This window comes from Helicobacter vulpis (assembly GCF_003660395.1).
GTDB lineage: Bacteria > Campylobacterota > Campylobacteria > Campylobacterales > Helicobacteraceae > Helicobacter > Helicobacter vulpis.
In genome coordinates this window covers 29057-50385 of record NZ_QXQT01000002.1, presented here as the reverse complement: position 1 = coordinate 50385, position 21329 = coordinate 29057, and the positions used below count along the sequence as shown (strand labels likewise).

24 protein-coding genes and 1 pseudogene are annotated in these 21329 nt (G+C 47.1%); 12 read left to right on the top strand and 13 right to left on the bottom strand.

Annotation, left to right across the window (positions count from 1 at the left end; genetic code table 11):
- Positions 1-8: 8 nt before the first annotated feature.
- The 6 genes from EAO38_RS00980 to EAO38_RS00955 form a co-directional block, all read right to left on the bottom strand.
- Positions 9-599 (bottom strand): hypothetical protein, encoded by a 591-nt coding sequence (locus tag EAO38_RS00980; RefSeq protein WP_121020379.1) that lies wholly within the window; start codon positions 597-599, stop codon positions 9-11.
- 521 nt (positions 600-1120) lie between these two features.
- Positions 1121-1369 carry a hypothetical protein gene (locus tag EAO38_RS00975; protein WP_121020378.1) on the bottom strand — a complete coding sequence of 83 codons (249 nt, stop codon included), beginning with the start codon at positions 1367-1369 and terminating at the stop codon, positions 1121-1123.
- 377 nt (positions 1370-1746) lie between these two features.
- A complete protein-coding gene (locus tag EAO38_RS00965) occupies positions 1747-2271 on the bottom strand; it encodes a site-specific DNA-methyltransferase (protein WP_121020376.1) in 525 nt (174 codons plus the stop codon).
- A 213-nt stretch (positions 2272-2484) separates the two neighbouring features.
- Positions 2485-2946 carry a sulfite exporter TauE/SafE family protein gene (locus EAO38_RS08980; RefSeq protein ID WP_268877804.1) on the bottom strand — a complete coding sequence of 154 codons (462 nt, stop codon included), beginning with the start codon at positions 2944-2946 and terminating at the stop codon, positions 2485-2487.
- A gap of 107 nt (positions 2947-3053) precedes the next feature.
- Positions 3054-3287, bottom strand: coding sequence for a TSUP family transporter (locus tag EAO38_RS08975; RefSeq protein WP_205588315.1), 234 nt, complete (start codon positions 3285-3287; stop codon positions 3054-3056).
- Between the two features lie 66 nt (positions 3288-3353).
- Entirely contained in the window at positions 3354-3869 is a 516-nt protein-coding gene (locus EAO38_RS00955; RefSeq protein ID WP_162982645.1) for a Fe(II)-2OG oxygenase family protein, read from the bottom strand.
- Between the two features lie 439 nt (positions 3870-4308).
- Here EAO38_RS00955 and EAO38_RS00950 point away from each other — a divergent pair, with 439 nt between their 5' ends.
- Complete coding sequence (locus tag EAO38_RS00950) at positions 4309-5055, top strand: SDR family NAD(P)-dependent oxidoreductase (RefSeq protein WP_121020374.1); 747 nt, start codon at positions 4309-4311, stop codon at positions 5053-5055.
- Here EAO38_RS00950 and EAO38_RS00945 read toward each other — a convergent pair.
- Positions 5048-5254: a hypothetical protein gene (locus EAO38_RS00945; protein ID WP_121020373.1), complete on the bottom strand. Its 207-nt coding sequence runs from the start codon at positions 5252-5254 to the stop codon at positions 5048-5050. The two genes, EAO38_RS00950 and EAO38_RS00945, sit on opposite strands and share 8 nt — an antisense overlap.
- Positions 5245-5487 (bottom strand): hypothetical protein, encoded by a 243-nt coding sequence (locus EAO38_RS00940; RefSeq protein WP_121020372.1) that lies wholly within the window; start codon positions 5485-5487, stop codon positions 5245-5247. Before EAO38_RS00940 ends, EAO38_RS00945 begins: the two co-directional genes overlap by 10 nt.
- Before the next feature lie 140 nt (positions 5488-5627).
- Between EAO38_RS00940 and ribE the strand changes: the two genes are divergently transcribed.
- The 11 genes and pseudogenes from ribE (at position 5628) to ppsA (ending at position 16345) form a co-directional block, all read left to right on the top strand.
- Complete coding sequence (ribE, locus tag EAO38_RS00935; RefSeq protein WP_121020371.1) at positions 5628-6248, top strand: riboflavin synthase; 621 nt, start codon at positions 5628-5630, stop codon at positions 6246-6248.
- A complete protein-coding gene (locus EAO38_RS00930; protein WP_121020370.1) occupies positions 6248-6517 on the top strand; it encodes an EscU/YscU/HrcU family type III secretion system export apparatus switch protein in 270 nt (89 codons plus the stop codon). Before ribE ends, EAO38_RS00930 begins: the two co-directional genes overlap by 1 nt.
- A 70-nt stretch (positions 6518-6587) precedes the next feature.
- Positions 6588-6929: a 4Fe-4S binding protein gene (locus EAO38_RS00925; RefSeq protein WP_104751828.1), complete on the top strand. Its 342-nt coding sequence runs from the start codon at positions 6588-6590 to the stop codon at positions 6927-6929.
- Entirely contained in the window at positions 6926-8056 is a 1131-nt protein-coding gene (locus tag EAO38_RS00920) for a 2-oxoglutarate synthase subunit alpha (protein ID WP_121020369.1), read from the top strand. Before EAO38_RS00925 ends, EAO38_RS00920 begins: the two co-directional genes overlap by 4 nt.
- On the top strand, positions 8057-8884 hold the full coding sequence (locus EAO38_RS00915) for a 2-oxoglutarate ferredoxin oxidoreductase subunit beta (RefSeq protein ID WP_121020368.1): 828 nt from the start codon (positions 8057-8059) through the stop codon (positions 8882-8884).
- Between the two features lie 2 nt (positions 8885-8886).
- Positions 8887-9453, top strand: a complete 567-nt coding sequence (locus tag EAO38_RS00910; protein WP_104751825.1) for a 2-oxoacid:acceptor oxidoreductase family protein — start codon at positions 8887-8889, stop codon at positions 9451-9453.
- Between the two features lie 8 nt (positions 9454-9461).
- Positions 9462-10627 (top strand): annotated as a pseudogene (gene lysA, locus EAO38_RS09070) (diaminopimelate decarboxylase); the annotation flags it as partial.
- Positions 10628-11368, top strand: coding sequence for a chorismate mutase (locus EAO38_RS09065; RefSeq protein WP_407927402.1), 741 nt, complete (start codon positions 10628-10630; stop codon positions 11366-11368).
- Entirely contained in the window at positions 11358-12245 is an 888-nt protein-coding gene (locus EAO38_RS00900; RefSeq protein ID WP_121020367.1) for a DUF2156 domain-containing protein, read from the top strand. The genes EAO38_RS09065 and EAO38_RS00900 overlap by 11 nt, the downstream gene beginning before the upstream one ends.
- A 1-nt stretch (position 12246) precedes the next feature.
- The gene (locus tag EAO38_RS00895; protein ID WP_162982644.1) at positions 12247-13905 is read left to right on the top strand and encodes a bifunctional chorismate-binding protein/class IV aminotransferase; all 1659 of its coding nucleotides are present in this window, start codon (positions 12247-12249) and stop codon (positions 13903-13905) included.
- Positions 13906-13933: 28 nt separating this feature from the next.
- Positions 13934-16345 carry a pyruvate, water dikinase gene (ppsA, locus tag EAO38_RS00890; RefSeq protein ID WP_121020365.1) on the top strand — a complete coding sequence of 804 codons (2412 nt, stop codon included), beginning with the start codon at positions 13934-13936 and terminating at the stop codon, positions 16343-16345.
- Positions 16346-16429: 84 nt separating this feature from the next.
- Here ppsA and EAO38_RS00885 read toward each other — a convergent pair whose 3' ends face one another.
- From EAO38_RS00885 to rpsB, 5 genes are all read right to left on the bottom strand, one after another.
- The gene (locus EAO38_RS00885) at positions 16430-16828 is read right to left on the bottom strand and encodes a hypothetical protein (protein ID WP_121020364.1); all 399 of its coding nucleotides are present in this window, start codon (positions 16826-16828) and stop codon (positions 16430-16432) included.
- A gap of 443 nt (positions 16829-17271) precedes the next feature.
- Entirely contained in the window at positions 17272-18171 is a 900-nt protein-coding gene (locus tag EAO38_RS00875) for an SAM-dependent methyltransferase (protein WP_121020449.1), read from the bottom strand.
- Between the two features lie 92 nt (positions 18172-18263).
- Complete coding sequence (metK, locus tag EAO38_RS00870) at positions 18264-19427, bottom strand: methionine adenosyltransferase (RefSeq protein WP_121020362.1); 1164 nt, start codon at positions 19425-19427, stop codon at positions 18264-18266.
- Positions 19427-20488: a translation elongation factor Ts gene (gene tsf / locus EAO38_RS00865; protein ID WP_121020361.1), complete on the bottom strand. Its 1062-nt coding sequence runs from the start codon at positions 20486-20488 to the stop codon at positions 19427-19429. The genes metK and tsf overlap by 1 nt, the downstream gene beginning before the upstream one ends.
- Positions 20475-21260, bottom strand: coding sequence for a 30S ribosomal protein S2 (gene rpsB / locus EAO38_RS00860; protein ID WP_199767623.1), 786 nt, complete (start codon positions 21258-21260; stop codon positions 20475-20477). Before rpsB ends, tsf begins: the two co-directional genes overlap by 14 nt.
- Positions 21261-21329 lie beyond the last annotated feature (69 nt).

Here is a 21329-nt window from a genome sequence, read left to right as displayed (position 1 = left end):
TCTGATTCTTAAGCAGTTTTTAACACATGGTGTGAGTGCTTGGCGTTTGATAATGGGTACTTTGTAAAATAGAGGGTTACACAGAGATAAAATTGGGGGGCAAACAAACACCCCCAAGCCCTTCCCTCATCAAATTGTGCCAACTGCTCTTGGCTATAGCCCTTCTGCGTGGGCTTAAGCGCTCCCTCAATAGGTTTTCTCCCCTTTCTATTGAGTAACCCCCAAGCCCCCTTATTGTGCGTGCCTCTGCGTCCTAAGCCCATATCTAACCCCACTCCCATATAATGATCGGGGCTCACTTCTTTAAGAAACATCAAATTGCCATCTTTACCCTGAGTGATATAGTCTGGGTTGTCTATTAAATAGGGGGTGCCCTGTATCTGGGCGTGGATGCCATCGCCATAAGCATCAACGCGGTATCTATCTAGCACAAATTTTAAATCACTATGCCCATAGCTATGTTTTAAAAACGCCTTGACATCGTTGTTAAACTGGGGCTTATAAACTGCCCCGCCTAAGAGCTCTTGGATGGCTTCTTGTAACCCCATCTGCTCAGGTCTAACCTCGCCTCGATCCCACTTGTCATAAGCCTTTGTCAAGAGTTCTTGTACCTTTGGATTCTCTTTAAGGGGGGTGTGCTATCCTTGTCTAAGTCCTTCTGGGCAAGATGCCCATGCTCAGACCCTTTAGAAACATCTTTAGGGCCTGTAGATTGGCCGAAAGTCTCTACAGGGGGCGTTTGTACTCATAGGCCGTGATCACCCATGTATTGTCCCCCTTGCCAGACCACCCCTGAGCAGGCCTACTCTAAATTCCCCTTCTTTTGTGGGTACAACAATGGTTTTAATGCCTGTGGGGCTTGTTTTAAGCTCCCCATTACGCACTAAGTGATCTAGCCCCCTAGCCAACTTTTCTAAAGGGTTACTGCCTATACAACACTAGCCGGCTTAAGCGGGACGCTTAGACCGTTGCGCCGGGCAAGCGGCACGCTTGCCTCTGTTGTTATAAAACCATTAGCGTGCAACGGAGAGAGTATTCTACCCCCCCCCCCCCCGGCTAGATTTATGCTCTCTTATGACGGGTTAACGCGCGGGTTTTAAGGGGCGTAAATCTTGCTTGGCTAACTTGCGCGCTCCACTCGCAAACGGAGTAAGTATTCTACTTGCACCGGCTCGCCTTTTGGCGTGTTAACACGCGGGGGTCTGCTGCAAAACTCCAAATCTTTTTCTAGCCCCTCGGTGTAGATCAAGAGTGCTTTCACATACTCCAATAACCCTAAATCCTTAGGCGGTCTAGTGGGCTTGGCAATGTTACAGGGCGTGGGCACATAGACATCTTTATAGAGCACCCTAGGCGCGCACGCGCTCAAAAAAAAGCCCTAGACTTGACAAGACGCTCACCTGCGTGCGCATGAACATCTTAGCCCGCCTAATGCTTGGAAAAAAACCATATGCACGCAAAACCTACCCCAAACACAATCACAGAAAAAACCCACTGATCTAACATTATTGTCTCCTTTGACCAATAAAAGATGTTTGCGGGCAAAACGAACAAGCCCCCTAAAACCCACGCAAAAGCCAAAAATAAAACAAGCCTTCTTAAGCCCACACGCTTAAAGCTCATTAAACAACCCCCTATCTAGTGCTTTTGCTAAATTTTCTTTCGCGATCTTAGCATACTCCGCACTCTTCTGCCCTCGCAAACGGGCTTAAGCTTGTGCTCGTAAACGGGGCAAATCATTCTGATTTACCCCGGCTCGTCTGTTTCTTGCCGGCTCGCCCCAATAAAATCTAAGTCCAATTGCGCGCATGCCACCCCTGTGCTCCCTGAGCCACAAAAACAATCTAACACCACTGAGCCCCTAGGCAAGACTTCTAAACAATGCTTGAGCACCTCTAGGGGCTTTTGGGCTAGCCGGGGCGCAGTAGAATACTGCGTCCCGTTGCGCCGTACACGGATATATAACCATAGCTGCGCAACGGACTTAAGCATTCTGCTTAAGTCCGGCTTGTCGCATTGTTGTTTAAAGCCATTAGGAAAGGGTCTAGCAGAACGACCCTTATCCCACACAATGATACCCCGCCAGGCCAAGTCTGCCAACTGGATACTATCAGAAAGGGCGGGCAACATGCGCCAATCAATGAAGCTAAAGAAATACCCACCCGGCTTTAAAATGCGCTCTATTTGGGCAAAAATAAAACCCACCCACGCAATCCATATACGCTGGTCTTTGCCATCCCCATAGCCGGGTTGCGCAACGACTTCACGCATACCGTGCTTGCCGGCTTGTCCAGCGAGGATGCCAATCTATTTTAAGGGGTTTGCTGTGCGCAAAGAATGAACGACTTTTAAAGCGAGTGGAACAAAAAAAACAAGAGACCTTCATACAAAAACAACACAGCTGGATAGAAAGATCAGGGAATGCAATCAAAAACTAGAAAACGGGAGAAGTTATAAGCTATGCAATATGGAAATCTCAATGGCTTAAACTGCATTATTTTTTATAAATTGAACTATCAAAGTAATTATCATTAACAAAACTGTAATAAATAACACCTTTCTAACAATCAAACCACTTGTTTTTATTGCATGAACACTGCCAAAATGATTGCCTAGCAAACTTGCAATAATCATAGGAACGCCAATTAAAAAGTTCATATGACCACCTATAAGAAAAACAATAAAAGCTCCAATGTTTGATGAGAAATTAAAAATTTTTGATGTAGCTGATGATTGCAATAAATTTAATCGGTTAAATAAAACTAAGATAATAATAAACAAGCTACCAGTCCCAGGACCAAAAAAACCATCGTAAAAACCAACAACAAAACAACAACTCAATGTTCTAGGTATAGAAATAGAAATATTTTCTTGGCTTTGATCTCTAGGGTTAAATCTTCCTTTTACAAACGCAATCAAAAGACCTATCGGAAGAAAACAAACAATAACATGAGAAATAACCTGAATCCAAAATGAGTATGGCTTTTGCTCCTACAAAAGCTCCAACAAGAGATGCAATTATTCCATAAAACGCTATTTTCCATACGATAGAATTATTTTTTAACAAAGTTTCTTATTGCAGCTAATGTGCCTATAGTGCTAACTAATTTTTCTTGTTCCAAAGCTAGTTGAGGTGGTAAGCCAACCAGCATAAAGGCCGGAATCAATATTAAACCAGCTCCCCCAGATATCGAGTCGATATAACCAGCTACAAATGAGGCAACAACCAACAATAATATACCAATCCACAAGAAATCAGAAATCAAACTACTTTCAACATAAACCAAAATTAGGCCTTTATTTTAAGATGATGCCCACATTTTTTTGACACAAACATCGTAGAAACTGGCTTTTCAAAAACCCCAAATAATCTCGATAACCACACTATCTTCACCATTTAATTTGGGAGAAAATTTATTTCTAGTATGAAGCGTTCTTTGATTATTAAACACTATAACTTGACCCGGCTCGAGTAAAAATCTTTTCCATAATTTTTCTTCCAAAGAAACACTCTTAAACTTTTCCAATGCCACCACTCCCCTACTATCTTTTGTTGATATATTATGGTAATCAAAACGAGAATAAAACTTTCCGCCTAACTCGCATAGCAATGGTAAATTATTCACGAAAATATTGTCACATTCAAATGAACCTGGACACCTAACTACAAAAATTGGCCTTTGAAGTACGTCAATGGTACTGGCATCCAATAAGCTTAAAATATCATCTAACAGTATGGTACTTGTGTATACATTTTCTTGACTCCTTAACGCCAATAAACTTAATGAATTTGGACATTTACCAATATTGTCATCACAACATTCTCCAGTAATTGGTAAATTTTGATTATCAACACGGGAAAAAATCATATTGAGAACCATGAGAACTAATATGCTCTTGCGCCTTTATCGTGGGACATACATTTCGAATTAACTGACCATTGTTTTCACCTTCGTACACAACAGGATATATTCCAGATGCAATGTTTATCGACATGAGCCCTTAAAACCGATTGCCTAATCTTATTGTTGTCCACAAAACCATTATCAATAAGAGTTTTTGGAAGCACTGTATCTATCTCCAAATTTGTTACTATAAAATCGTTTTTGTGGAATTCATCACACAGCAATGCATATTTCTCAACCAACTTATGCGCTTCAACGTATCTTAAAGCCTCTTCATATAACACAATTATTCACAGAGTTGCCTTATTCATATTATTCTTTTTAGTAACACCCTTAGTAATATTTTCTTTATTCTGATACAATAAAAGCAATTCTTATTTAGCAAACAAGGAAAAAACGGGCTATGAAAAAGTATATTTTGGTTACTGGTACGACTTCTGGACTTGGATTAGCAATTGCTAAAGCTTTCTTAGAAGAGAACTTTATTGTCTTTGGGACAGGTCGGCGCATAGAACTTTTGGAAGAATTGCAAAATGGCTATCGCGAGAGTTTTATCCCATTATGCTTTGATATTCAAGATAAAAATGCCACACAACAGGCGATCAATAAGATTTTCTCTACAACAAAACAACTTGATTGTTTAATCAATAACGCCGGATTAGCTTTAGGCTTAGAAAAAGCATTTGAATGCGATTTAAGCGATTGGGAAACTATGGTAGAAACCAATATCAATGGGTTATTACGCATAACCCGCCTTGTATTGCCCTCAATGGTTAAAAACGATGCCGGAACCATCATTAATATCGGTTCTATTGCAGGAACTTATCCCTACCTTGGAGGCAATGTCTATGGCGCTAGCAAAGCCTTTGTAAAACAATTTTCTTTAAACTTAAGAGCGGATTTAATTGGGACTAAAATTAGAGTAAGCAATATAGAGCCAGGTCTTTGCAGTGAAACAGATTTTAGTTTGGTGCGCTTTAAAGGTAATAGAGAAAAAGCTAAAGCTGTCTATGAGAACAAAACAACTCTCAAGCCACAAGATATTGCAAATATTGTGCTGTGGATTTACAAACAACCATTGCATGTCAATATCAACAGCGTTGAAATTATGCCAATCAATCAAACTTTTTCACAATTAGTGGTTAAATAACTAAAGGAATATCATTGTTTCTAAGATAGATGGTTTCTGAGTCAGTGGTAAGGGTTTTTTGGCGGTGAGATACGGGCGATCTCGTCATTGAGCCGTTGACTTCTTTTGCAGGGAGCAATGTGGGTTCGTTGAGTCCTACGCGTTGTCCGTCTCTAAAAGTAAATACCCTCTTTTCTAAAACCAAAGGTTTTAATGCCATTGTTTCTCCTTGATCGTAAGGATGATGTTCTCAATGGATACAAAGCTATCTTTTGCATCGCCAAAAACGCCTTTTTGATACATGCCGGGGTTGAACAGAATGTTTAACCCCGTTGCGCCGGGTATTACCGCAACTACTGCGCAACGGCTTCGCGCATACCGCGCTTGCCGGCTTGTTATAGCTCTGATCATCTCCTTGCGATCTACCATGTATCTAAAGGCCACTAGGCTCATTTCTACCGCCTACGCGCACCCTATTGGAAATACCCTTAAAGCTATGGAGATGGCCCTCCCCTCTAAACACTAGAACTCATTCTACGAAATTATATTATAATCCTAAAAGATATGCATTAAATCTCTATTAAGGAAACTCTATGTTTAGCGGAGTCATCCACCAGATTGCCCTTATCAAAGCTTTTAGCCATAATGTCTTAGAGATTTTAAGCCCTTATTGTCCCAAGCTGGGCGATAGCATCGCGGTCAATGGAGCGTGTTTGACCGTGATTGGGCTTTTTAAGGGGGGCTTTGCCTTAGAGCTCAGCGCGCACACCCAAACCCAAATCGCCCTAGAAAACTACTCCCCCCATGCGCGCGTGCACATTGAGCCGGCTTTAAAGTTAAACGATCGCCTTGATGGGCATTTTGTACAAGGGCATGTAGATGGGATTGGCACGATCGCAGCCATCAAACCCGATGCCAATCAGGTTTGTGTGCAAGTCCAAGCCCCTAGGCATTTTTTGCAACTCTGTATCCCCAAGGGTTCGATTGCCCTAGATGGTGTGAGCCTCACCCTTAGCGCGCTGGACACCCAGAGCTTTAGCCTGAGCATCATCCCCTACACCTTTGAAAATACCCTATTTTCTAGCTACAAAAAAGGGCGGCGGGTGAATTTAGAAAGCGATCTCTTGGTACGCTCTGTGGCGCATCTCTTGGGCAAAACGCCCCGCTCTGCCTTAAGTTGGCGCGATGTGGATGCGATCGTAATGGGGTATTGATGGCGCTCCCTAAAGCGGTCGCGTTGGCTTACAATGTGGGGCGGGATAGCGCGCCTAAGGTGGTGGCTAGTGGGGTGGGGGAGATTGCACGCGCCATCATAGAGAAAGCCAAGGCCTTTGATGTACCCTTGTTTTGCAATGAGGCGTTGGTACAATCCTTGTTAGATGTGCGCCTAGACACCCCCATCCCCCCTGAGTTGTATTCTAGCGTGGTAGAAGTCTTTATTTGGCTGCAGAATGTGGAGAGCCAATCTGAATTTAGTTCTTAACCTTACCAATCTTTAACATTAAAATGCTAAGATCGAGCCTCCAAATCTGTCTGTGTATCAAGGAGTGTTGATGTCTAAGATGGTAGCCCCCCAAGGCGTGCCCGTTTGGGTGAATGAGGCGCGTTGTAAGGGTTGCGATTTATGCGTGTCGGTGTGTCCGGCTGGGGTGCTTGGCATGGGTGTGCGCTTGGATCATATTCTAGGCAAGGTCGCTAAGGTGGCTTACCCAGAAAGTTGCATTGGGTGTTGTAAATGCGAACTGGGGTGTCCGGACTTTGCCATTTATGTCGCGGAGAAGAAAGAGTTTAAATTTGCTAAAGTGTCCAAAGAGGCAGAAGAGAGAGGCGTGAGAGTGCGGGCTAATCATTACATGCTTTTAGAAGAATCGATTGCGCAGGGGAGGGGTCAATGAGGGAGGTGATTTCTGATGGCAATGATTTAGTCGCTAAAGCCGCCATTGAGGCGGGTTGTCGCTTCTTTGGAGGCTATCCTATCACGCCTAGCTCAGACATCATGCATGCGATGAGCAAACTCTTGCCCGCCCACGGGGGGCATTTTATCCAAATGGAGGATGAGATTGGGGGGGTGTGTGTGTCGCTAGGGGCTAGCATGAGCGGGGTGAAGGCGATGACAGCTAGTTCGGGGCCGGGGATTTCTCTCAAAGTAGAACAGATCGGCTATGCGTTCATGACAGAAACCCCCCTTGTGATCGTAGATGTCATGCGCTCAGGTCCCTCCACAGGGATGCCCACAAGGGTCGCTCAAGGGGATGTGAATTTTTTAAAACACCCCTCTCATGGGGATTTTAAATCCGTAACTTTGGCTCCGGGCAATTTAGAAGAAATCTATAGCGAAACGATCCGCGCTTTCAATTTGGCAGAAATGCTCATGACTCCGGTCTTCTTGCTTTTAGATGAGACCGTTGGACACATGTATGGCAGGGTGCAATTACCCGATTTACAGGAGGTGCAAGAGGGCATAGTGAATCGGCGCGTCTTTGAGGGCGACCCTAAGGATTACCAACCTTATGGCGTGCCCATGGACGAGTCAGCCATTCTCAACCCCTTTTTTAAGGGATACCGCTACCACATCACGGGGCTACACCATGGACCCATTGGCTTCCCCACCGAAGACGCCCAAATTGGGGGCGCGCTCATCGAGCGACTCTTTCACAAGATTGACTCTAAATTAGACATTCTTAGTAAAAATGAAGAGATGGATTTAGAGGACGCAGAGGTGCTTATTATTGGCTATGGTTCTAGCGCGCTGGCTATCAAAGAAGCCCTAAGGGATTTAAAAGCACAAGGGTATGCTAAAAAAATTGGCTTTTTTCGCCCGCTCACTCTGTGGCCTAGCCCGCGCAAACAGCTAGAAGAATTGGGTAAAAGGTTTGAGAAAATCCTCATGGTCGAGCTCAATAAGGGGCAGTATGTTTTAGAAATTGAGCATGCTATGGGGCGCAGAGTGGAGGCGTTGCTACAAGCCGATGGCAGACCTTTTACCCCCAGACAGATCGCGCGCAAAATAAAGGAGCTATAAATGGCGTTTAATTATGATGAGTATTTGCGTGTGGATAAAACCCCCACGCTATGGTGTTGGGGCTGTGGGGATGGGGTGATCTTGAAGTGCATTATCCGCGCCATTGATAGCTTGGGCTGGAATATGGACGATGTGTGCTTGGTGAGTGGGATTGGGTGTAGCGGGCGGATGAGCTCGTATGTGAATTGCAACACCGTGCACACCACACATGGGCGCGCGTTGGCTTACGCCACTGGGATCAAGTTAGCCAACTCTAAAAAACATGTCATCGTGGTTTCTGGAGATGGGGATAGCTTTGCCATTGGCGGCAACCACACCATCCATGCCTGCAGGCGCAATATTGATCTGAACTTGGTCTTGGTCAATAACTTCATCTATGGGCTCACCAATTCGCAAACCTCCCCCACCACCCCTAATGGGATGTGGACGGTTACCGCCCAAAGTGGCAATATTGATAACCACTTTGACCCCTGTGAAGTCACGATGGCAGCCGGGGCGAGCTTTGTCGCGCGCGAGAGTGTGTTAGACCCTAAAAGATTGGAGCGCACGCTAGCGGAGGGCTTTAGCCATAAGGGCTTTAGCTTTGTGGATGTGCATAGCAATTGCCATATCAATTTGGGGCGCAAAAACAAAATGGGCGAAGCGGCTCAAACTTTGGCATGGATTCAATCCCGCTTGGTGAGCAAACGCCAATACGAGGCGTTAAGCCCTGAGGAGAGGGAGGGCAAGTACCCCACTGGTGTACTCAAACAAGACACTTCTAAAATGGAGTATTGTCAGGCTTATGAAGGCGTGATCGCCAAAGCTTCTAAGAAAGAGAGGAGCTAGCCATGAGTTTAGAATTGCGTTTTACAGGCGTGGGCGGGCAGGGGGTCTTGTTGGCGGGGGAGATTTTAGCCGAAGCTAAGATCGCTAGCGGGGGCTTTGGCACAAAGACTTCTACCTACACGAGCCAAGTGAGGGGCGGCCCTACTAAAGTGGACATTATTTTGAGCGCTGCACAGATCATTTACCCCTATGCCAAAGAGGGAGAGATTGATTTTATGCTCTCTGTGGCGCAAAGCAGCTACAACCTTTTTAAAGGCGATGTCAAAGAGGGGGGCGTGGTGGTGGTTGATCCCAACTTAGTACACCCCACCCCAGAGGATGAAGCCAAGTTTAAACTCTATAAAATCCCCATTATCAGCATCGCCAAAGATGAGGTGGGCAATATCATCACCCAATCTGTGGTTGCCCTAGCCATCACTATCACCCTCATGGATTGCGTGGATCGCGCCCAAGTGATTGAAACGATGGTTGCCAAAGTGCCCGCTAAAGTGGCAGAGCTGAATAAAAAAGCCTTTGAAATTGGGGAAGCGCACGCGCTCAAGGCGTTAGAAGCAAAGAAAATCTCTTGAATTTAGACATCGCGCCCATTGTGGCGACACACCCCACCCCCTTTTATCTCTACGATTTTGATCAAATCAAAACAGCGTTTTTAGACTTTAAAAACGCCTTTAGCGGGGCTAAATCCCTCATCTGTTACGCCTTGAAAGCCAATTCTAATTTGAGCTTGTTAGCCCATTTGGCGCGCTTGGGGGCGGGGGGGGATTGTGTTTCTATCTATGAGGTGCGCAAGGCGCTTTTAGCGGGCATCCCCCCCTATAAGATCATCTTTAGCGGGGTGGGCAAGCTAGAGAGCGAGATTATAGAAGCCCTAGAGAGCAAGATTTTATTCTTGAATGTGGAGTCCTTTGAGGAATTGCGACTCATCGAGCGCATCGCTACAGAGAGCAACACCCCCGCACGAATCAGCGTGCGCATCAATCCTAATATTGACGCGCAAACCCACCCCCACATCTCCACCGGTCTATGGGAAAATAAATTTGGGGTGGAGGAAAAAGAAGCCGTGCAAATGTTCATGTTTGCCAAACAATCCCCCTTTTTAGAACCGGTGGGCTTGCATTGTCATATTGGCTCCCAACTCATTGAGTTAGAACCGATCAAAGAGGCGAGCCAAAAGATGAGCGCCTTAGCGCGTTTTTTGATCGCTAGCGGGGTAGAACTCAAGTTTTTAGACATGGGCGGGGGGTTAGGCGTGGATGAGGGGAGGGGTGCTATTAGTATCCTAGATTACGCCCAGCCCCTTAAAAGCGCGGCGCAAAAACTAGACTTAACCTTAATCTGTGAGCCCGGGCGCAGGATTGTAGCAGATAGTGGAGTGTTGGTAACCCAAGTGCAGTATGTCAAGCCCGGGGCTAAGAAAAACTTTGTGGTGGTGGACGCGGGGATGAATGATTTTTTGCGCCCGCGCTTTATGGAGCGCGCCACTCTATAGAGGTGCTTAACGCCCAAGAGGGCACAGAGGCGATCTATGACATCGTGGGTCCAGTGTGTGAGAGCACGGATTGCTTTTTAAAGGGAGTGGCTTTAAGAGGAGTGGCAAAAGGGGATATTTTACTCTTCAAGCAGGTGGGGGCTTATGGGGCGAGCATGGCTAGCCATTACAATAGCCGCCCTAAGATTTTAGAACTCGCCCTAGAGGGGGGGGTGCTCAAAGTGATTAGGGCTAGAGAAGAGTTTTCTAGCCTTGTGGCAGATGAGCGCGCCTGTTTGCAGGAGAGCAGCCTAGAGAGTCAACGCGCCCAAATTGACGCGCTGGATGCCCAAATTAGCGCTCTGCTCACCAAACGCTTTGAGGTGGCTAGGCGTATTGCCCAACACAAGCGCGCCCAAAACTTACCCATCTACAACCCCGCTAGAGAAGCCCAAATTTACGCCCAAGTGGGGGGGCAATTAGAGAGCGTTTATACAGAGATTTTAGGCATCTCAAGGGGGCTAATCCATCCTGAACAAGTGGGGGTTAGCGCCCACACCAGCACGGCTAGAAGACTTTTAGGGCAGAAGTTTAAATTAAAACTCTACAATCCCCTAGTGCTTTTTGAGGCGATTTTGCTCAAGGGCGTGGATTATGGGCTTTTAGAGGTGCGCGCTAGCCACGCGTACGCGCAAGGGCTCAAAGCTTTAGCGGGGCATATTGCACAACAACGCCTAGAAATCGCGCATAGCTTTAGAATCGCTAATGTGTGGTGCTTGTTGGTGGGGCGTTTTGGCTTTTTAGCACAAAACAACCCCACACGCAAGGCGTGGTGGTTTGCCCCCACAGCGCAACAAGAAGTACAAGCCCTTTTAAAGATTTGCAAGGACCCCTACTTTTCAGCCACGCCACTAGGGTGCTTACTAGAAGCCAACGCAGACCTAGAATTACCCACCCCTTTAGCGCCTCTATGCTTGGGTGCTTATTCTACTACACGGAGAAAAAGTGGAGTTTAAACCCTTGAGTTTAGAGCTAAAAGGGCTGCTAGACACGCATTTACAAGAGGATAGCTTGAGCGTGTCGGATGTGAATTTTACCAATTTGTATTTGTGGCAAAGCACTAGGGATATTCGCCTAGCCCTCGTGTGTGGCTGTGTGGTGATTCGCACACAATACCCCAAACAACCCCCTTTTTATTTCTACCCCATTGGGGCGGGGGATAAGAAGGGGGCAATTACAGAGCTTTTAGCCCACACCAAAGCCCATCACGAAGTTTTAGAGTTTAGAGCCTTGCAAACAGAGCAGAGGGCGCAATTAGAGAGTTTCTTGCCTGATGCCTTTGACATTGAGCCTCAGCGGGATCGCTTTGATTATATCTACCACACCGCCGAACTCATCGCCCTACAAGGCAAGAAGTTTCACAAAAAAAAGAATCATCTCAACGCCTTTTTAAAGGAATATCCCCATTTCACCTATGAGCCTATCAGCGCGCACAATCGCGATCAGATTGTGAGCGCCCTGCGTGAATGGCGCGCCTTAGGGCAGGTGGATGAAGCCTTAGAATACGAACATCAGGGGATTTTAAACGCGCTAGAAGTCTTTGAGGAGCTGCAATTACAGGGGGGCGTGATCGTGGTAGAAGGGCGCATCGTGGGCTTGAGTTTTGGGGAGAGAATCAGCGCACAGATGGCGGTGATTCACATTGAAAAAGCCGACCCACGCGTGCGCGGGGCTTATCAGATGATCAACCAACAACTCCTAGCCCATGCTTTTAAAGACTGCCCCCTAGTCAATCGCGAAGAGGATTTAGGCATTGAGGGTTTGCGCCAAGCCAAAATGGGTTATAACCCCGCCTTTTTACTAGAAAAATTTCATGCCATCTACAAGGATTGAGATGCAAGAAGCCATTTTTGGGGAGTTTTATTACCATAGCCCCTTGCAAAGTTTAAGTGCCTTTGATAGCAAGCAGTTGCAGGACTTGCTCGCCCAAATAGACACACAACGCCATAGCGGCTATTTTGTAGGTTATGTGCATTACCACGCTCTAAGCGCCTCTAAAAGCACCACCCCCATCGCCTACTTTACCCAGTTTGCCAAGAGGCAAACCTACACCCCCAAGCCCCTAGAAAACATGGTTTTTTACCCCCAAATTGACACACCTATAGACTTTAACACCTATGCCGCACAATTCAAGGCGATTCAAAAATCCTTTGAAGATGGCGAATGTGCGCAGGTGAACTTGACTTTGCCCCTGCACCTTAAAACCCACACCACCCCCCGCGCCATTTTTGAGCAAGTTTTGCGCAACCAACACACCCCTTATTGCGCTTTTTTACCAAGCCCCTTTGAAACTATCTTAAGTTTTTCGCCCGAGCTTTTCTTTGATGTGGATTATGGCAAACAAAGCATCCGCGTTAAACCTATGAAAGGCACAATCGCGCGCGGTATTACTCCTGAACAAGACGCACACAACCGGGAGTTTTTACAAAGCGATCCTAAAAACCGCCATGAAAATACGATGGTGGTGGATTTATTCGCCCAAGAACTCGCTCAAATCGCGCACAACATAGAAGTTACCAAACTTTGCGAAGTAGAGGCGCACCCAACCCTCTTTCAGATGACTTCTACTTTAGTGGGCACGCTTAAAAACCCCCAACTTCTCCCCCTTTTGCAGGCGATCTTCCCCTCTAGCTCTGTAACTGGCGAACCTAAACAAAAAAGCATGCGTTTGATTGAGGATTTAGAAAAGCATGATCGGGGCGTGTATTGTGGGGCGATTGGGGTAGTGGACGCACACCAAGCCCTCTTTAATGTGCCTATCCGCACCATGTGTGCGCCCGCGCAGAGTCAAACCTACACTTTGTGCGTGGGCAGTGGTGTAACACAGGCTAGCCAGCTAGAATCTGAATACCAAGAGTGTTATTTAAAGAGTTTCTTTATTCTGCCTAAAATGGAGTTTAGCCTCATTGAAACCATGCTCGTGCGCCACTTAGAAATTTGCCATAGAGATTTACACGCCCAGCGTCTAAAAAATAGCGCGCGTTATTTTAACTTCACCTATGATCGTTGGCTAGAACACTACCAACCTACCCAAGATGGGATTTTACGCCTAGAGTGGCATAAAGATGGCAGTCATAGCCTAGAATACAGCCCCCTAGAACCCCCAAAAAGTACTAAACTCCTCTTAGCTCCTAAACCTTTAGACCCCCATAATGATTTTTTAACCCATAAAACCACCTACACCCCGTGGTATGAGAGTGCGCGCGCGCAAATCCAAGAGGGGCTTTGTTTTGATGTGTTGTACTACACCTCTGAAGGGAAGCTTACAGAGGGGGCGCGCAGCAATCTTATTTTAGAGTTAGAAGGGCAACTCTATACCCCCAAATTTGGCACAGGGTTATTAAAGGGAGTAGGAGTTACACGCTTGGTTGAGGCGGGGCGTTGCACCCCTAAAGAGTTGAGTTTAGAGGACTTGAAGCGGGCAGATAAAATTTATGCCACCAACGCTATTAGGGGCATGGTAGAGCTTAGGCTAGATACGCCCATGTTATAATTTCTACATCACACCACAAAGGGGTCTTATGCGCTACATCAAACTTTACAAAGAGATCAATAACAGAGATGTCGCCTTAGTTGGGGGCAAGAATGCCAGCATTGGGGAAATGTTTCAAGAACTCGTGCCCAGTGGCATTAAAGTACCTAATGGCTTTGCCATCACCAGCGATGCCTATTGGTATCTCTTAGAAAAAGGGGGGATTAAAGAACAGATTGTAGCCCTCTTGGAGGGCGTGGACGCGACCGAATTAGATGTGCTCAAAATGCGCTCCAAACAGATTCGCGATCTCATCTTTGGCACGCCCCTCCCTGCTGATTTGCGCGATGAGATTTTACAGGCGTACAAAATGCTCAGTGATGAATATGGCATGCGTGAAGCCGATGTCGCGGTGCGCTCTTCTGCCACTGCGGAGGATCTCCCCGATGCCTCCTTTGCCGGGCAACAAGACACCTATTTAAATGTGAAGGGCAAAACAGAATTGATTCACTACATCAAGGCATGCCTAGCCTCGCTTTTTACCGATCGCGCCATTAGTTACCGCGCTTCTAGGGGGTTTGATCACTTGAAGGTGGCTTTGAGTGTGGGGGTGCAAAAAATGGTGCGCGCGGACAAGGCGAGCGCGGGGGTGATGTTTTCTATTGACACGGAAACCGGCTTTAAAGACGCGGTCTTTATCACTTCTTCTTGGGGCTTGGGGGAGAGCGTGGTGGGGGGGTTGGTCAATCCGGACGAGTTTTATGTCTTTAAGCCCACTCTAGCGCAAGGCAAAGAACCCATTATTAAGCGCCAACTGGGCGATAAAGTCAAAAAGATTGTGTATGCGAGTCGGGGGAGCGAACACCCCACCAAAACCATCCCCACCACCCCTAAAGAACAAGCTAGCTTTTCTTTGAGCGATAGCGATATTTTGAACCTCGCGCGCGATGCGGCTATCATTGAAGAGCACTACACCAAAGAAGCCGGGCAGTACCGCCCTATGGACATTGAATGGGCAAAAGATGGGGATAGTGGGGAGATCTTCATCGTGCAAGCGCGCCCTGAGACCGTGCAGAGCCAAAGTCTCAAACAAAGCGCTAAGGTGTATGAAAAATACCATTTTAAAAGCAATGCGCCCAAAGAGGTCTTGCTCACGGGCAAAGCCATCGGGGGCAAGATCGGCATAGGCAAGGTACGCGTGATCAATAGTCTCGATCACATGAATATTTTCAAAGAGGGCGAGATTTTAGTAACCGACAACACCGACCCAGATTGGGAGCCCATCATGAAAAAAGCAAGCGCGGTAGTTACCAATCGGGGCGGGCGCACCTGCCATGCCGCCATTGTGGCTAGAGAGATTGGCGTGCCCACCATTGTGGGGGCGATTGGGGCGACCGAATCGCTTTATACGGGCATGGAGGTTACGATTTCTTGTGCGCAAGGGGAGACGGGCTATATTTACGCGGGCGCGCATGCCTTTGAAGTGGAGCGTATCGCTTTAGACGCGCTGCAAGAACCCAAGACTAAAATCTATCTTAACATTGGCAATCCAGAGAAGGCGTTTAAATTCTCTCAATTACCCAATCACGGCGTGGGGTTGGCGCGCATGGAGCTCATCATGCTCAACCAAATCAAAGCCCACCCCCTAGCTTTAGTGGATTTACACCACAATAAAAGCGTGCCTGAGCGCGATCAGCTAGAGAATTTGATCGCCGGGTATGCAAGCCCTAAGGACTTTTTTGTCAAAAAGATTGCCGAGGGGATGGGGATGATTAGCGCTGCCTTTTATCCTAAACCGGTGATTGTGCGCACCAGCGATTTTAAATCCAATGAATACATGCGCATGCTGGGGGGGAGCGCGTATGAACCCCATGAAGAAAACCCCATGCTAGGTTTTAGGGGGGCGAGTCGTTATTATTCAGACCTTTATAAGGAAGCCTTTGCTTGGGAGTGTGAAGCCTTGTGCATGGTGCGTGAAAAGATGGGACTAACCAATATGAAAATTATGATCCCCTTCTTGCGCACCATTGAGGAGGCTAAAAAAGTCTTAGAAATTTTACGCAAAAATGGGCTAGAGTCGGGCAAAAATGGGCTAGATATTTATATCATGTGCGAATTGCCCGTGAATGTGATCTTGGCTGATGACTTCTTGTCTCTCTTTGATGGTTTCTCCATTGGCTCCAACGATCTAACCCAGCTCACTTTGGGCGTGGATCGGGACGGGCAGTTGGTCAGCCATGTCTTTGATGAGCGCAATCCGGTGATGTTGGAGATGTTCAAGCGCGCCATTGAGGCGTGCCAAAGGCATGGCAAGTATTGTGGGATTTGCGGGCAAGCCCCCAGCGATTACATTGAGGTGGCAGAGTTTCTAGTCAAGCAGGGCATTAGCTCCCTCTCGCTCAATCCGGACTCGGTGATCGCCACTTGGAATAGAGTTGTGCAATTAGAAGGTTCTTGCTAACGCACCCCGTGCTATAAACTCTTAGCAGAGTGTGGGCATGATTTCCACACCGCTACTAGGAGATTCTCTATTGAGCTTCAAAAATCATTTTTTAGGGTGTCTAATAGCTATGGTGTTTGCCTTGACATTAAATTCCTCATCAGTACGGGGGTTATGGCTAGAGCACACCGGCACAATCCACCACTTCCCTCCATACAGCTCCTCAATTTTCACATGCGCCCCCCGATCGGCATCTCTAGAACACCAATATTGACAGCATGGGAGAACCTTATTTTCAAGCTCCTCTTTGTCTTTGTTGGGGTAGCGTATTTTTTTGTAATAGAAAATCCAAGAAGAGTAGCCAAAATCGCTCGCTTTAGAGTCCCCGCTCCCCCTGACATGTTTGGCGGTTTCCTCATCAATGATGATACTCTGTGGGGTGTTGCGACTCGCATTTTGCGCGGATACGCCCACCAGCCCCGCCATAAAATCCAAAATACCCATCTTGCTCCTTTGTAAAATTTCACCCTTATTAGCCTATCGCCCACGCACAAGTTAAGGCGTGGGTGTTTAAGGCTACTTATACTTCCACCACCGCCAGCAGTCCATGCCTAGATTTTCCCCAACATCGTCAGGTTTGCTAATACGAACCTCATTTTGCTCGTTTCTTGTAAAACACTCCGCAGTGAAACCATGGCAGTTGTTTTTCAATAGGTTATAGTCCCTCTCTTCGTTTTCATGGTCTTTGGCATATTTAGCTGCTTTTGGATCACCCACTGCTATTTTGTCCTTACACGAAACAAAAATGTGGTCTCCACCACTAAATCCGTATAGATCTGTTTTTTCTATTTTGCAAGGATTATCGTTGAATTTCCCCTTCAAACATGCCGGTTTGCTGTTTTTCCTTAATCTCTTGGTATTTACGCTCAATGAGCGTTAGTAAAATCTCATGCATGTTCATTTTCACTAAACCCTTTATCTTTTAAAAGCTGGTAAATGTGCGCCTTGCCAATATGCCTGCAACCATTCGTAGCTAAAGAGCTGTATTGACACCAATTGGCGTTTAAAAAGAGCGCGTCTAACTTGTCCTTAGGGGCGTTTTCGTGGTAGATGATAGCGATTCCGCTTTTGTAATTCACTTGCGCAAACTCAGGCACAACGGCAGTCTGTTTAAAAAAGGTGCTGGAGAGATAAAAATTGGCTTTTTTCTCAAAAATCCACGCCTTGCCACACTCTCTATTTTTGGCTAAGGACACCGTTACAACTTTGAGTAAATGGCTAAAGGGTTCGCCTTTCTTGTGGCGGTACCAATTAAACTCGCTCTTGGGGTTTTTGTGATTCTTGCTCCAAATCTGAAACACACAGCGTACTTGCTTTTCCTTGCCATGAGCCAAATAAAAAGAGTTCTTAGGCAGGCTTTGTTCATGCAATAAATACAAATCTTGCACCCGGTAGCGCACCGACCCCTTGCCTAGACTGGCAAAAAACATGGGCAAGATAAAGGCCACAAACTCCGCACTCTTGGCGTGCTTGATGAACTCTAGGGCTAAAACCCCCCGATGCCCAAAGGGGGGGTTGCCAATCACGATTAGGGGCTTTTGGGGCAGCTCCCACTCTAAAAAGTTGGCACAAATCACGCCCTCTTTAGTGGGGTTGATGTCAATCCCAATTTTAGCTTCGGGTAAGAGATCGTAAAAACATCCCTCCCCCACGCTGGGCTCTAGCCAAGTGTATTTGTCTAGGTTTTCGTGTTTAGCAATGATTTCTTGAGTGGCGTTAAACAGCTCTTTGGCGATGGCGGGTTTAGTGTAGTAAGCGTCTAGGTGATTCTTAGCATTTGCTTTCATCACCCCGCCATTGACATATTTTAAGGACACAGACAACCCAAAATGTTTGTAAAAGCCCTAGCATGTTTGAGAATCCAAAGCAATCCCCTAAATCATGCCTTTAAAGACTTGGCTTTAAAATACTCTATAATCGCCTCTACCTTGTCTGTGTTCTCCCAGCTAAAGCCCTCGCGTCCAAAATGCCCATAAGTGGCGGTCTGGCGATAAATGGGGCGTAAGAGATTGAGACTTTGCATGATCCCCTTGGGCGTGAGTTTGAAAAGGGCGCGCACGCAAGCCTCTAGCTGTTCAGGGCTGTACGCGCTTGTGCCATGCGCGTTGACATAGACAGACACGGGTTCTACCACCCCAATCGCATAGGCGAGTTGCACGGTGGCTCTATGGCACACCCCACTTGCCACCAAGTTTTTGGCGATGTAGCGTGCCATATACGCCGCGCTGCGATCCACCTTAGAGGGGTCTTTGCCGCTAAACGCCCCCCCGCCATGCGGGCAACTCCCCCCATAGGTGTCTACGATGATCTTACGCCCCGTCAAACCCGCATCGCCCTGTGGTCCGCCGATCACAAATTTACCCGTGGGGTTGATGTGGTAAGTGATATTGTCGTTGAGAAACTCTTTAGGCAACACCTTATAGACAATCTCTTCAATGACGGCTTCTCTAAGGCGTTTTTGATCGATCTCAGGGGAGTGCTGGGTAGAAACCACGATGGTATTGATCCCTACGGGTTTGTGCCCCTCGTATTGGATAGTAACCTGCGCCTTGCCATCCGGGCGTAAAAAAGGCAAGACCGCGCTCTTTCTAGCTTGGGCTAGCGCGCGCGTGATGGCATGGGCTAAATCAATGGCTAGGGGCATGTAAGAGGGGGTCTCATCGCATGCATAGCCAAACATCAAGCCTTGATCGCCTGCCCCCACCTCGCCATCGGGGCGATCCACGCCCTGATTGATGTCTGGGCTTTGTTCGCCAATCCCATTGAGCACGGCAGCGCTGCGGTAATCAAAGCCATAGAGCGCGTCCGTGTAGCCAATGTCGCGCACCACGCCTCTGGCGATCTCTTGCATAGGGGCATAGACGCGGGTTTTAAGCTCACCAGTGATCACGCAAAAGCCATTGGCTAAGAGGGTTTCGCATGCCACGCGTGCGTGCGGGTCACGCTCAATGATGTAGTCCAAGATGGCATCGCTGATTTGATCTGCCATTTTGTCCGGGTGTCCCTCTGTAACCGATTCAGAGGTAAAAAGATAGCGATCCATTAGCTAATCTGTGCTGCCACTTCGGCAGCAAAGTCCTCTTGTTTCTTTTCAATGCCTTCGCCCACCTCAAAGCGCACATAGGCGCTAATGCTCAGAGTGTCCTCTAGCTCTGCGCCCCTTTCTTCTAACACCTGTGCGATGGTCTTTTTATCGTCCATGACAAAAAACTGCCCTAGTAAAGTCAAGCGTTGATCTAAAAGGGTGTTATCCGCGATAAAACGCTCCATCTTGCCCGGGATGATCTTATCAAAGATTTTCTCCGGCTTGCCCTGCTCTTTTAACTCTTGTTTGTACGCCTCTTCTTGAGCTTGCAACACAGCAGGGGTGAGCTCAACGCGACTGACATAGGTGGGGATGTGTTTTAGAGGTTTGCCCAGCCGTTTGAGCTCCTCGTTTTCTTTTTCTAGCTCTGCGACTAAAGCTAACTTCTCTTGTGTGATAAATTCAGGGCTAAAGGCATGATAATCTAGCACAACTGGCTTCATCGCTGCGGCATGCATGGCAATCTGGCGGGCTAATTCTTTGAGTTTATGAGCATGAGCTGGGTTTGTGTGGGCGATTTTAACGATCGCGCCCACCCGGTGGTTGGCGTGCAAATACCCATTCAAGGCTTCATGCCCCCCTGCTTTGAGCTGGGCTAAACGCCTCAGCACAATATTTTCACCAATTTTGGCGATCGCGCTGTGCAGATAGGCTTCATAGGTCTGCCCCTCTACAGGGGCTTGGTACAACGCCTCTACACTTTCTACCCCCTGTGTCTTAGCCACCTCTAAACTTTTAGACACCAACGCCTTGAAGTGATCGTTTTTAGCCACAAAATCCGTTTCGCTATTGATTTCTAGCATGGTGGCTTGTTGGGCATCCACTTCTAGAGCGATCACGCCTTCAGAGGCCACGCGATCGGCTTTTTTAACCGCCTTGCTCAAGCCTTTTTGGCGCAGGTGTTCGATGGCTTTGTCCAAATCCCCCCCACACTCTACCAACGCCTTTTTGCAATCCATCATGGGCGCGTCCGTCATTTCGCGCAATTGCTTTACCTGCGCGGCACTAATTTGACTCATCTTGTTCTCCTTCTTGATACACCTCTTCTAACACCTCTTGACGCTCTTGCGCGCTCACATGTTCAACCTCTTCAAGATTTTCTTGGGGTCTGCCCACCAATTCGCGCCCTTCTGTGATCGCCTCTGCCATCTCTTTACAGAACAGACGAATCGAGCGAATCGCATCGTCATTGCCCGGGATGGGGTAATCCACTAAATCCGGGTCGCAATTGGTGTCTAGGGGGGCGACAATGGGGATGCCTAGTCGCCTAGCCTCAGCCACCGCGATTTTTTCTTTCACCACATCTACCACAAACATCATATCAGGCATTTGCTTCATGTGGCGCACTCCGCCTAAATACTTTTCAAGCTTCTCTTTCTTGCGCAAGATCATTAGCTTTTCTTTTTTGGTGAGCAGGTCTATCTGCCCGCTAGTCTCCATGTCCTCCATGATTTCTAGCTTGCGCACGGATTTTCTAATGGTGCTAAAATTGGTGAGCATACCCCCTAACCAGCGGTAATTCACATAGGGCACATTGACTTGCATCGCATACTCTTTGAGCGCATCGCTAGCCTGTTTTTTAGTGCCTACAAACATGATAGTCTTGCCCTCTGCGCTGGCATCGCGCACCACATTGTAGGTATAGCGAAAGTAGCGCAAAGTTTTTTGTAAATCAATGATGTGGATATTCTTGCGCACCCCAAAGATAAAACGCGCGGTTTTAGGATTCCAACGCCTTGTCTGATGCCCGAAATGCACCCCACACTCTAATAAATCTTTCATGGTGATCATAGATGTCTCCTTAAAGTTTGCCGCCACGCCCCCTGCTTGATCACTTTAAGGCGGGGCGTGTGTGAATTG